At 43.1% G+C, this 11,524-nt stretch carries 11 protein-coding genes; all 11 read left to right on the top strand.

What is annotated here, in order from left to right:
* Positions 1–97: 97 nt before the first annotated feature.
* The 11 genes from purE to WKT11_RS15535 all read left to right on the top strand — a co-directional run bounded on the left by purE (position 98) and on the right by WKT11_RS15535 (position 11,450).
* The gene (gene purE / locus WKT11_RS15585; protein WP_117676477.1) at positions 98–598 is read left to right on the top strand and encodes a 5-(carboxyamino)imidazole ribonucleotide mutase; all 501 of its coding nucleotides are present in this window, start codon (positions 98–100) and stop codon (positions 596–598) included.
* A 75-nt stretch (positions 599–673) separates the two neighbouring features.
* Positions 674–1,699: a phosphoribosylformylglycinamidine cyclo-ligase gene (purM, locus tag WKT11_RS15580; RefSeq protein WP_117676476.1), complete on the top strand. Its 1,026-nt coding sequence runs from the start codon at positions 674–676 to the stop codon at positions 1,697–1,699.
* A complete protein-coding gene (gene purN / locus WKT11_RS15575; protein ID WP_117676475.1) occupies positions 1,693–2,334 on the top strand; it encodes a phosphoribosylglycinamide formyltransferase in 642 nt (213 codons plus the stop codon). Before purM ends, purN begins: the two co-directional genes overlap by 7 nt.
* 25 nt (positions 2,335–2,359) lie before the next feature.
* Positions 2,360–3,634, top strand: coding sequence for a phosphoribosylamine--glycine ligase (purD, locus tag WKT11_RS15570; RefSeq protein WP_340285192.1), 1,275 nt, complete (start codon positions 2,360–2,362; stop codon positions 3,632–3,634).
* 369 nt (positions 3,635–4,003) lie between these two features.
* Positions 4,004–4,726 carry a DNA alkylation repair protein gene (locus tag WKT11_RS15565; protein ID WP_242986801.1) on the top strand — a complete coding sequence of 241 codons (723 nt, stop codon included), beginning with the start codon at positions 4,004–4,006 and terminating at the stop codon, positions 4,724–4,726.
* 4 nt (positions 4,727–4,730) lie between these two features.
* Positions 4,731–5,501, top strand: coding sequence for an SseB family protein (locus tag WKT11_RS15560; protein ID WP_117676473.1), 771 nt, complete (start codon positions 4,731–4,733; stop codon positions 5,499–5,501).
* Positions 5,502–5,732: 231 nt separating this feature from the next.
* The gene (locus WKT11_RS15555; protein ID WP_118247298.1) at positions 5,733–6,110 is read left to right on the top strand and encodes a GntR family transcriptional regulator; all 378 of its coding nucleotides are present in this window, start codon (positions 5,733–5,735) and stop codon (positions 6,108–6,110) included.
* An 8-nt stretch (positions 6,111–6,118) separates the two neighbouring features.
* Positions 6,119–8,572, top strand: coding sequence for an ATP-dependent Clp protease ATP-binding subunit (locus tag WKT11_RS15550; protein WP_118137086.1), 2,454 nt, complete (start codon positions 6,119–6,121; stop codon positions 8,570–8,572).
* 325 nt (positions 8,573–8,897) lie between these two features.
* Positions 8,898–9,311, top strand: coding sequence for a hypothetical protein (locus tag WKT11_RS15545; RefSeq protein WP_008705473.1), 414 nt, complete (start codon positions 8,898–8,900; stop codon positions 9,309–9,311).
* Positions 9,305–10,681 carry a DNA repair protein RadA gene (gene radA / locus WKT11_RS15540; RefSeq protein ID WP_118247297.1) on the top strand — a complete coding sequence of 459 codons (1,377 nt, stop codon included), beginning with the start codon at positions 9,305–9,307 and terminating at the stop codon, positions 10,679–10,681. The genes WKT11_RS15545 and radA overlap by 7 nt, the downstream gene beginning before the upstream one ends.
* 115 nt (positions 10,682–10,796) lie before the next feature.
* Positions 10,797–11,450 carry an HAD family hydrolase gene (locus tag WKT11_RS15535; RefSeq protein WP_118137090.1) on the top strand — a complete coding sequence of 218 codons (654 nt, stop codon included), beginning with the start codon at positions 10,797–10,799 and terminating at the stop codon, positions 11,448–11,450.
* Positions 11,451–11,524 lie beyond the last annotated feature (74 nt).

Here is an 11,524-nt window from a genome sequence, read left to right as displayed (position 1 = left end):
TAACCGTACTTTTTTTATCAATAAGAATAAAATGTGAGTCTCCGGCGGGTATAACCATATCTGTCAGAGGATACTTGAGAAGAAAAGGAGAATAATCATGGCAAAAGTAGGAATTGTGATGGGCAGCGACTCAGATATGCCGATCATGAGCAAAGCAGCAGACATTCTGGAGAAACTGGGAATTGATTATGAGATGAAGATCATTTCCGCACACAGGGAACCGGATGTCTTTTTTGAATACGCAAAAACAGCAGAAGAAAAAGGCTTTAAAGTAATTATTGCAGGTGCCGGAATGGCAGCACATCTGCCAGGAATGTGCGCGGCAATCTTCCCGATGCCGGTTATCGGAATTCCTATGCACACAACTTCCCTTGGAGGAAGAGATTCCCTTTATTCCATCGTACAGATGCCATCAGGAATCCCGGTTGCAACAGTAGCTATCAACGGCGGTGCAAACGCAGGACTTCTGGCAGCTAAGATCCTTGCAACCTCAGACGCAGAACTTCTTGCAAAGTTAAAAGCATACAGCCAGGAATTAAAAGAGCAGGTAGAAGTAAAAGACGCAAGACTGCAGGAAGTTGGATATAAAAATTACTAAAAAATAATTACTATACACGAAGTGAACGGTAATAGAAAACAATCTGAAATTGAGAGTAAAAGACGGAGGATAATTATGGATTACAAGACCGCTGGAGTAGATATTGAAGCAGGATATAAATCAGTAGAGCTGATGAAGGAACATGTAAAGAGAACCATGCGCGAAGAGGTGCTCGGAGGCCTGGGCGGATTTTCCGGAGCATTTTCCCTTGCTAAGATCAAAGAAATGGAAGAGCCGGTACTCTTATCCGGTACAGACGGATGTGGAACAAAGGTAAAACTTGCGATGGTCATGGACAAACATGATACCATCGGAATTGATGCAGTTGCCATGTGTGTCAATGATATCGCATGTGCAGGCGGAGAACCATTATTCTTCCTTGACTATATTGCATGTGGAAAGAACTATCCGGAGAAAATCGCGGCTATTGTAGGCGGTGTGGCTGAAGGATGTGTACAGTCTGATGCAGCTCTCATCGGTGGTGAGACAGCAGAACATCCGGGATTAATGCCGGAAGATGAATATGACCTGGCTGGTTTTGCAGTAGGTGTCTGCGATAAGAAAGATATGATCACAGGAGAAGATTTAAAAGCCGGAGATGTCCTGATCGGTATGGCTTCCACTGGCGTTCACAGCAACGGTTTCTCACTTGTCCGTAAAGTATTTGATATGACAAAAGAATCCCTTGATACTTACTATGATGAACTTGGAACAACACTTGGTGAAGCTCTTCTTGCCCCGACAAGAATCTATGTAAAAGCATTAAAGAGCATCAAAAATGCAGGTGTCCGCGTACATGCATGCAGCCATATCACAGGTGGCGGTTTCTATGAAAACATTCCGCGTATGCTCAAAGATGGTACACGTGCAGTAGTAGAGAAGAACAGCTATCCGGTACTTCCAATCTTCAAACTTCTTGCAGAGAAAGGTAACATTGAAGAACAGATGATGTACAACACCTACAACATGGGACTCGGAATGGTTCTTGCCGTAGATGCAGCAGATGTTGATAAAACAATGGAAGCAATTAAAGCAGCAGGCGATACTCCATATGTAGTCGGACGTATCGAAGCAGGTGAAAAAGGAGTGACTTTATGTTAAAAGTCGGTGTACTGGTTTCAGGAGGCGGCACAAATCTGCAGGCCATCCTGGATGCCATTGACAGTGGAAAGATCACAAATGCAGAAATATCTCTGGTCATCAGCAACAATCCAAATGCCTATGCTCTGGAGAGGGCGAAGAACCATAACATAGAAGCCGTATGTATTTCTCCGAAACAGTATGAAAGCAGAGAAGAATTTCACAAAGTACTTCTGGAAAAGCTGAAAGAGAGTGGCGTGGAGCTTATCGTTCTGGCAGGATTCCTCGTAGCAATTCCGCCGATGATCGTGGAAGCATATCCAAATAAGATCATTAATATCCATCCGTCACTGATTCCGTCTTTCTGCGGAGTTGGTTATTACGGACTTCATGTGCATGAGAAAGCGTTAGCAAGAGGGGTTCGTGTTACAGGCGCTACGGTACATTTCGTTGATACTGGCACAGATACCGGTCCGATTATTCTTCAGAAAGCAGTGAAGATTAAATCTGATGACACTCCGGAAGTTCTCCAGAGACGTGTCATGGAGAAAGCAGAGTGGAAAATCCTTCCTAAGGCAATCAATCTCATTGCCAATGGCAAGGTGAAGGTTGTGGATGGAAGAGTGGAAATAGAAGAATACGATACGGAAGAGTAGATACAAAAAGGAGCGGCAAGATAAAATGAAAGTCTTAATTGTAGGCAGCGGCGGCAGAGAACATGCGATTGCATGGAGTGTTTCAAAAAGCCCGAAAGTAGATAAAATTTATTGTGCACCTGGAAATGCAGGAATCGCAGAGCTTGCAGAATGTGTAGATATCGGTGCAATGGAATTTGAGAAACTTGCTGATTTTGCACAGGAAAAAGAAATCGATCTTACGATCATTGGCATGGATGATCCGCTGGTCGGTGGTGTCGTAGATGTATTTGAGTCCCGCGGTCTGAAAGTATTCGGACCAAGAAAGAACGCTGCAATTCTTGAGGGATCTAAAGCTTTCTCAAAAGATTTAATGAAGAAATACAATATCCCGACAGCAGCATATGAGAATTTCGATGATCCTGAGAAAGCACTGGAATATCTCCGTACAGAAGCGAAATTTCCGATCGTTCTGAAAGCAGATGGTCTTGCACTTGGCAAAGGTGTACTGATCTGTAATGATCTGAAAGAAGCAGAAGACGGTGTAAAAGAGATCATGGAGGATAAGAAATTCGGAAATGCCGGAAATACAATGGTCATTGAGGAATTTATGACAGGACGTGAAGTTTCTGTTTTATCTTTCGTAGATGGAAAAACAATCCGCACCATGACTTCTGCACAGGATCACAAACGTGCCCAGGACGGAGATCAGGGACTTAACACCGGCGGAATGGGAACATTTTCACCAAGTCCGTTCTATACAGAAGAAGTGGATGAATTCTGCAAAAAATATGTATATCAGCCGACAGTAGATGCAATGGCAGCAGAAGGACGTCCGTTCAAAGGAATCATTTTCTTTGGCCTTATGCTTACCGCAGATGGCCCGAAAGTACTGGAATATAATGCACGCTTCGGAGATCCGGAAGCACAGGTAGTCCTGCCACGTATGAAGAATGATATCATTGAAGTAATGGAAGCGTGCGTAAATGGAACACTGGACCAGGTAGACCTTCAGTTCGAGGATAATGCAGCAGTGTGCGTAGTACTTGCAAGTGATGGATATCCTGTAAAATATGAAAAAGGTATCCCAATGTACGGATTTGAAAATTTCAAAGGCAAAGACGGATATTACTGCTTCCACGCAGGAACCAAACTGAAAGACGACCAGATCGTTACTAACGGCGGTCGTGTTCTGGGAATCACTGCGACAGGCAAAGATTTAAAAGAAGCAAGAAAGAATGCATATGAAGCTACAGAGTGGATTACATTCGCAAATAAATATATGCGCCATGATATTGGAAAAGCAATTGATGAAGCGTAAAAATATTGATGATTAGTAACTATTCAGCGGTCTACTATCCCGCGAGGTACTGAACAGTTACGATGATTAAAAATAAACAGGAGACAAGACTGGGAGAAAAGTCCTATTCTTGTCTCCTATTTTATAGTCAGCAGATACTTCTTCTGTCCAGAAGTGTTTTCAATATGGTATTTCCTCAAAGAACGATAGAATCCACATAAATATTTTTGCATAAATAATACGAGCGATTTCCTTTACTTTTCATGCAATCTGTTATAAAATAGAAAAGTGCTGTAAAGCAAAGTTACAGATTGAGATGAATTGTAACGTAGCAGAAACAGCGAGGAGAAAGTTACTGTTCAGCATATGCGCAGTAATGGGAGAAATATTATGAACAGGAAAAGTCAGAAAGAGATTCAGGTGACGACACATATGGTGCGCCAGTTTCTACAGGAGAATGAAGATACCGGTTATCGGGATTTTCACAGCAATCTTCTGCCGGGTGTGGATAATGTTATGGGAATCAGACTTCCGGTGTTGCGAAAATTTGCAAAGCAGCTTTCTGGTATGGACTGGCAGGAATGGTTTGAACAGGCAGATGATCAGTGGTATGAAGAAACGATGCTTCGTGGACTGGTGAGCGCTTACGCAAAGATGGAATGCAAAGAACGCTTAACATATGTGGCAAAATTTGTGCCGGACATTAATAACTGGGCAGTGTGCGACTGTTTTTGCAGTACATTAAAAGATGCAGATAAATACCAGACGGAATACTGGGATTTTATTGAACCGTATTTTACTTCGGATAAAGAATACGAAGCAAGATTTGCGGCAGTCATGCTTCTGGGACATTTTGTGAAGCGTGAATATTTGAAAGAGAGTATCAAACGTCTGGAGAGTATCACTCAGCAGGGCTATTATGCAAAGATGGCAGTGGCGTGGGCAGTATCTGTATATTTTGCGGCATTTCCGGATGAGATGCTGGCATACTTGCAGGATGGTCACAAACTGGATGAATTTACATATAAGAAATCACTACAGAAGATCACAGAGTCTTATCGTGTTGATAAGGAAATGAAAAAGATCATAAAAGAAATGAGACAGAGAGGATAAAATAATGGGAATCAGCAAAGAAGAAGCAATCAAGGAATTACAGAACAGAGAGACAGTATTTGTTGCATACTCACAGGCTACCAAACTGCCATATGTGAAATGTGACGAAGAGACTTATAATGACCAGGCATGGATTTTTTCCACAGAAGAGGGAATCAAGGAATTCGGCAAAAAGATGATTGAAGATAAGATTCTTCTTATGGGAATGAGATTTTCCAAGAAAGATTATCCAAGATTATATGGTACTTTTTATGCCATTGGTGTTAACACTGTTGTATGGGTAGACGGTGAAGATAAGATTGAGATTGATCTTCCTGATATTGCAAAACAGGCTGACATGAGCAAAATTGAGCCGGCCAAGAGACCACTTCTCAATCCGACACTTGAACTTTCCGGTATTTATTTTGTACAGGAACTTCGCCGTCCGGTAGAGAAAGATCAGCATGGAAATATCCGTGAACTTGAGGAAGAGCTGATCGTGAACCTTAAAAAATCAGAATATCTGGTTGCCATGAATGTGGATCCGGAAGATCCGAAGAAGATCAACATTCCATATCTGAAGAATAAAAAAGGTGACATTCTTCAGCCGGTATTTACTGATGTCATGGAACTTGAGAAATTTACCAAAGGTCAGAAACTCCGTATTGCAAAAGTACCATTTGCAAAACTTCCGGAACTGATGATTGACAAGGCAATGGCTTATGCAGTTAATCCATTAGGATTCAACCTTATTCTGAATAAAGAACAGTTGAACAAGATTATTGGGTTAAAGTAATCTGAGCTGGACATTTGATCGCGTTACAGAGTGAAGACTAACTCTGGTATGTTTGAGAAGACTGGAAAATAGTAACATGAAATAAAAAAGGTGTAGATTATGTAAAAAAATGCATAATATACACCTTTTTATGTTACAAAATTTATCCTTTCCAAAACCTTACAGATATGATTGCAAAAAATGTTGGTTTGTGCTAGGATATGTGTAACACAAAAAAGGAGAAAAATCCATATGATGATTGAAATAGATTTCAGCAGTGATGAAGCCATTTACATCCAGCTGACCAATCAGATTATCATGGGAATTGCCACGTCAAGGCTGCAGGAAGGTGATGCTTTACCATCCGTAAGGCAGCTTGCAGATACAGTAGGAATTAATATGCACACAGTAAATAAAGCATATTCACTGTTAAGGCAGGAGGGATTTGTAACTATCGACCGCAGACGTGGTGCAGTGATTTCCATTGATGTAAATAAACGTAAAGCGTTAGAAGAACTGAAACAGAATCTCATGGTGGCTCTTGCGAAAGGATGCTGTAAGAGTGTGACCAGAGAGGAAGTACATCAGCTTATCGACGAAATTTTTGATGACTATAATAAAGACAGATAGGAGACGACATGGAGAGACAATTTACCAGACAGGCAGAGAATGCCCTTAAACTGGCAAAGACGACAGCGAAGTCTTGTGGACACGGGTATATCGGAACAGAACATCTTCTGGCAGGTCTTTTAAAGGAACCGGAGGGTACTGCGGGAAAAGTACTGCAGGAATTTAATGTAGAAGAAGAAAAGCTTATGGAGCTGATCAGCCAGCTGATTGCTCCGGCACAGGGAGATACTGTTGTAGAAGAAAAGGATCCGCAGTATAGCCCGAGATCAAAGAGAATCATTGAGCAGGCGCAGGAAGATGCAGAGAGCATGGAATGCGTCTGCGGAACAGAACATCTGTTGCTTGCACTTCTGAAAGAGACAGACTGCGTAGCTACCAGACTGTTGTTTACAATGGGAGTAAATATCCAGAAACTTTTTGCAGCGATTCTGACAGCGATGGGATTTGATAATGATACGATTGCAGAGGAATTTCAGTATGCAAAGAATGCAAGAAATAAAAAGATGACAAGCACCCCTACTCTGGATCAATACAGCCGCGATCTGACACAGCTTGCCGCAGAAGGAAAGCTTGACCCAGTAGTAGGACGTGATAAAGAGATTACCAGACTTATCCAGATTCTGAGCAGAAGAACTAAGAACAATCCATGTCTGGTTGGTGAGCCGGGAGTTGGTAAAACAGCTATCGTTGAAGGGCTTGCTCAGCGTATTGTCATGGGAATGGTTCCTGATACAGTGAAAGATAAACGTCTTGTTGTTCTGGATCTTTCCGGTATGGTTGCGGGAAGCAAGTACAGAGGTGAATTTGAGGAACGTATCAAGAATGTGATTCAGGAAGTGAAGGAACATCAGGGAATTCTTCTGTTTATTGATGAAATCCATACCATTATCGGGGCTGGAGGAGCTGAGGGTGCGCTGGATGCATCAAATATTCTGAAACCATCTCTGTCCAGAGGTGAGATACAGCTTATCGGAGCAACGACTCTTGAGGAATACCGTAAACATATTGAGAAAGATGCGGCACTGGAACGAAGATTTCAGCCGGTAACAGTGGAAGAACCATCAGCAGAAGAGACAATAGAGATTCTTAAGGGACTTCGCCCATATTATGAGAAACACCATGGAGTGAAGATCGAAGATGAGGCCCTTGAGGTAGCAGTGAAAATGTCTCAGAGATATATCAATGACCGTTTTCTTCCGGATAAGGCTATCGATATCATTGATGAGTCAGCATCCAAGGTCCAGCTTGCAGGTTATCAGTCAGCACCGGAACTGGAAGCATATGAAATGGAACTTAACGAGCTTCGCGAGGAAAAAGAGCAGGCAGTTAAGACGGCAGATATTGAACGTGCCAGAAAAGCGCAGACCCGCCAGAACGAAGTAGAAGCCGAGATGGAGAAAATCCGTATTAAGACAGAGCGCAGAAATAAGAGAAAGAAACTGGTCGTAAATGAAGCTGCTGTCGCAGAAACTATTTCTGACTGGACGAAAATACCGCTTCAGCGTCTGACAGAAGGAGAAACCAAACGTCTTGCACGTCTTGAAAAAGAGCTTCATAAACGAGTGATTGGACAAGATGAAGCAGTAAAAGCTGTTGCACAGGCGGTGAAGCGAGGAAGAGTAGGACTTAAAGATCCGAACCGTCCGATTGGTTCATTCCTTTTCCTTGGACCGACAGGTGTTGGTAAGACAGAGCTTTCCAAAGCTCTTGCAGAGGCAGTATTTGGCAGTGAGCAGGCAATGATCAGGGTTGACATGTCTGAATATATGGAGAAACACAGCGTCTCCAAACTGATTGGATCTCCTCCGGGATATGTAGGCTATGAAGAGGGTGGACAGCTCAGCGAGAAAGTCCGCAGAAATCCATATAGTGTACTGCTTTTTGATGAAATTGAGAAAGCTCATCCGGATGTATTTAACATTCTTCTTCAGGTATTGGATGATGGCCATATCACAGATGCACAGGGTAGAAAGGTAGACTTTAAACAGACGATTATTATCATGACATCTAATGCAGGTGCGCAGGCAATCATGGAGCCGAAACGTCTGGGATTCATGTCAAATAATGATGAGAAGAAGGACTATGAACGGATGAAAGGCGGTGTAATGGAAGAAGTACGCCGTATCTTCAAACCAGAATTCCTCAACCGAATTGATGATATCATGGTATTCCATGTATTAAATAAAGAAGATATCCGTAAGATCGTAACTCTGCTTCTTAAGACATTGGAGAAACGATGCGCAGAGCAGATGGATATTCAGCTTACTGTAACAAATGCAGTGAAAGATTTTATTGCAGATAAAGGTTCTGACAACAAATACGGTGCCCGTCCGCTTCGCCGCGCAATCCAGAGCAGAATCGAGGATGCACTTGCGAATGAGATTCTGGAAGGCAAAGTTAAACACGGAGACCACGTACAGGTGAAACTTCATAAGAATGAGATTATGTTTGAAGTGAAGTAGTACGATACTTACGAATTGCTCCGCTGCGAGGCAGCTTTCGCAATTCTGCAAACATTCGGAATCCGCAGATTTACTACGTAAATCGCTACTTCCTCATGCTTGGCGGGTTGCAAGATCAAACGCCTTTTGATTTTGCAACCCTGGTATCTGGAATTGTGAAATTAGTATAAAAAAACCAGTGAGCCACTGGTCAAAAAGGTGAATTTATTATATAATAACCACATAAAATGTCGGGAAAGGTACAGTGATGATGAAAACTGTATCAATGCCGGTGAATAAAACGGCGGGGACGGCAAACAAAAGAGTCTTAGGAGGACATAGGGAAATGGCAGTAGTAAAAGAATTAATCCGCACAGAAGAGAATGGAGCAATCAGCTTTGGTGATTATGAGCTTGCACAGAAATCTAAATTATCAGATTACCAGCATCAGGGCGATATGTATAAAGTAAAAACTTTTAAGGAGATTACCAAGCTCGAGAGAAACGGAATGTTCGTTTACGAATCAGTTCCGGGAACAGCAGTGTTTAACCTTACACAGAGTGAAGCGCAGATGGACTTCCATGTAGAAGGACCGGAAGATGCACAGATCACAGTAGAGATGGAACCGGACACAGAGTATGAAGTATTTATCGAGCAGGCAAGCACTGGCAAGATGAAGACAAACCTTGGCGGTAAACTTTCCTTTAGTGTAGAACTTGGAAATGCTGCAAGAGTAGAAGTAAAAATTGTAAAATGCTAAAAAATAAAAAGACAGTATATTTTTGCCAGGAGTGCGGATATGAATCTGCGAAATGGATGGGGCAGTGCCCGGGATGCAAGTCATGGAACACCTTTGTGGAAGAGACAGTTTCCACAAAGAAGCCATCCTCTTCTGGAGCAATGAAATCATCAGAAAAAAGGCAGGAACCGGTGATCCTTAAAGACATCAGCCTGTCAGAAGATGAACGACAGACAACTCAGATTGGTGAACTTGACAGGGTGCTGGGCGGCGGTATCGTCCCCGGCTCCCTTGTTTTAGTGGGAGGAGATCCGGGCATCGGAAAATCTACGCTGCTTTTACAAGTGTGCAGGAATCTGGCAGAGAAGCAGGTTTCGGTCCTTTATATTTCAGGCGAGGAATCTCTGAGACAGATTAAGCTGAGAGCTAATCGTATCGGGCAGTTTACGGATAAGATGCAGCTTTTATGTGAGACGAACTTGGAAGTGATACGTGAGGTGATCGAGCGCAGGAAACCGGATGTGGTTGTGATCGACTCCATTCAGACCATGTTTCATGAAGATGTAAGTTCGGCACCGGGAAGTGTCTCTCAGGTAAGAGAATCTACCAATATCCTTATGCAGATCGCAAAGGGGATGGGTGTGTCCATTTTTATTGTAGGTCATGTGACGAAAGAAGGAAATGTGGCAGGTCCGAGGGTTCTGGAACATATGGTAGATACGGTGCTTTATTTCGAAGGTGACCGGCATGCTTCTTATCGTATCCTGCGTGCAGTGAAGAATCGTTTTGGCTCTACGAATGAGATTGGTGTTTTTGAAATGTGCAATACAGGTCTTGAGGAGGTGAAGAATCCGTCGGAATATATGCTGAATGGCAGACCGGAGGATGCGTCGGGTTCTGTTGTGGCGTGTTCTATGGAAGGAACCCGTCCGATTCTGGTTGAAATCCAGGCACTTGTGTGCCAGAGTAATTTCGGTATTCCGAGGCGGACAGCGGTGGGAACTGATTTTAACAGAGTGAATCTCCTTATGGCTGTGCTTGAGAAGAAAGTCGGACTTCGTCTGGCTGCATCGGATGCTTATGTCAATATTGCAGGGGGAATGAAGATGACAGAGCCGGCAATTGACCTTGGAATCTGTCTGGCGATTGTTTCCAGTGCGAAGGATATTGTGATTCCTGATAATGTGATGGTGTTTGGTGAGGTTGGCCTGAGCGGTGAAATCCGCGCGGTGAGTATGGCAGGCCAGCGTGTGCAGGAGGCGAAAAAACTGGGCTTTGGAACAGTTGTGCTTCCGGAAGTGTGTAAGTCTTCTGTTGGAAAAGTGGAAGGGATCAATTTGGTTTATGTGTCGCAGATTCGTGATGCGATTGGTTATATTATGAAAAAATAGATTGGCAGACTACTTGCTTATATATGGTTTTGATAAGTCGATCAGACTGTCGTCAAAGATATTTTTTGTCTGAGAAAGTCTGCTGACAGAGAGAAAGAGGAAAGGATCAAAAGTTATGGCGAGTGGAATTGATACAGTGATATTTGATATGGATGGAGTGATTTTTGATTCGGAGATTCTTGTGCTTCAAGCGTGGAAAGAAGTGGCAGAACGTCATGGAATCGCAGGAGTTGAGGCGGCATGTCATGAGTGTCTGGGAACAAACAGTGTTGTAAGTAAAGGGGTTTTTCTGAAACATTATGGTGAAGATTTCCCATATGAGGAATATAAAGCGGAGATGGCAGAAGTGTTTTTCAGTCATGCTTCAGGAGGTAAACTGGCAAAGAAGCCGGGAGTTGAGGAACTTTTGAAATATCTGAAGGCGAAGGGGTTTAAGATCGGGCTTGCCAGCTCTACCAGGGAGGCACTGGTGCGTTCGGAGATTTCAGATGGCGGGCTGCTGGGATATTTTGATCAGATTATCGGGGGAGATATGGTGGAGCGGAGTAAGCCGGAACCGGATATTTTTCTGGAGGCATGCAGAAGACTGGAATCAAAACCGGAAAATTGTTATGTGATAGAAGATTCTTATAATGGGATCAGGGCAGCACATGCAGCAGGGATGCATCCTATTATGGTGCCGGATCTGAAGGAACCGACGGAGGAGATGAGGGTGTTGGCAGAGAAAATATTGAGGTCGTTGTATGAAGTTAAAGAGTATATTAAGTGAAAGTTAAGGTACGCCAAGTCCGTCAGATCATTCCTGTTGGCTCGGTTTCGGGGGATAAGGTACGCCAAGCCCGT

It is taken from the genome of Blautia sp. HCN-1074 (assembly GCF_037890165.1).
Classification (GTDB): domain Bacteria; phylum Bacillota; class Clostridia; order Lachnospirales; family Lachnospiraceae; genus Blautia_A.
Note: the sequence above shows the minus strand (reverse complement) of the source record. Positions and strands in the feature narration are given on the sequence as shown.